Source organism: Protofrankia sp. CiP1_Cm_nod4 (assembly GCF_982290645.1).
The window spans coordinates 1-1,291 of record NZ_CEVIVC010000195.1; the positions used below are offsets into that span (position 1 = coordinate 1).

General features: G+C 70.1%; 1 pseudogene and 1 CRISPR repeat array. The pseudogene reads right to left on the minus strand.

The window, feature by feature from the left end:
- Positions 1-18 precede the first annotated feature (18 nt).
- Positions 19-779: direct repeats of the CRISPR family, unit length 28 nt; unit sequence GTCGTCCCCGCCCGCGCGGGGATCTTCC.
- Positions 780-1,105: 326 nt separating this feature from the next.
- Positions 1,106-1,291 (minus strand): annotated as a pseudogene (locus AC5LSR_RS22350) (hypothetical protein); the annotation flags it as partial.

Consider the following 1,291-nt stretch of genomic DNA (forward strand, 5'->3'; position numbering starts at 1 on the left):
GCGGAGTTCCGGACCGTTGTCGTCCCCGCCCGCGCGGGGATCTTCCCCGGGCTAGGCGACCGTGTCAACCGGGTTAGACGTCGTCCCCGCCCGCGCGGGGATCTTCCGTCCGGGGGCGCCGGCTCTGGCACGGCTGGAGGGTCGTCCCCGCCCGCGCGGGGATCTTCCCACCCGGGTTGCCCGTCCGCCGGCGGCAGGGACGTCGTCCCCGCCCGCGCGGGGATCTTCCCCGCTGCCTATCCGGCGCCGTGTCCCCTCCAGCGTCGTCCCCGCCCGCGCGGGGATCTTCCCGGGTCAGCGTCCGTCCCAGCGTCCCCAGCGTCGTCGTCCCCGCCCGCGCGGGGATCTTCCTTACGAGAAGCATCGTGTGCGCCAACGGGCATAGTCGTCCCCGCCCGCGCGGGGATCTTCCTCCAACTACCGGCATGACATGCCCGGTGAGGAGGTCGTCCCCGCCCGCGCGGGGATCTTCCTGCGTTCTACCCCGTGTGGACGGGATATGCCACGTCGTCCCCGCCCGCGCGGGGATCTTCCCCGTTCGATCTGCTGGGGCGAGTAGCCGAGGTCGTCGTCCCCGCCCGCACGGGGATCTTCCCGTCGGCGCCCGGCACGCCGCGGTGTGGGCGGCGTCGTCCCCGCCCGCGCGGGGATCTTCCGGCGCTCGCCAGCCCCGTCGGATCACCCATCGTGTCGTCCCCGCCCGCGCGGGGATCTTCCCCACTGCTGCAGGGCGCGGTAGGTCTGGTTGACGTCGTCCCCGCCCGCGCGGGGATCTTCCTGCGGCCGGCGACGTGGCCGAGGTCCTGATCTAGAACGCCGGTCAAGTAGCGCGGATCCCATCCACGACCACCCGCGCAGGCCATGATCCAGGAGAGTTTGTCGTTGTGTACGCTTTTTGGCCGCAAAAGCGTACACAGCGACAAAATTACGCCGATCTTCTCTGGTGGCCGACGTCCATCGAAGCGTGCCATCGTTCAGGAGGGATACGTATGGTTACCTGACCAGCGCCCTAGTCGTCTCCGCCCGCGCGGGGATCTTCCCCATACTCAATCCCGAAAAATTCGGGCTGCGGTCGCCCCCTCCTGCGCGGGGATCTTCCGCTTCCTCAGGCCATGACGCCTTCGCCGGTGTGGGACAGGGCGCCGGTGATCGTGGCGAATCCACCGCGCCCGTCCACGAACATGATTGTGCAGGTGAGTGCGCGGGTGCCGGCACGCCAGCTCTCGGCGGGAAGATGGAGCCAGCCGACCCGCATGGTCTCGGTTTCCCGGAACGGCCGTCGCAGAAAGCG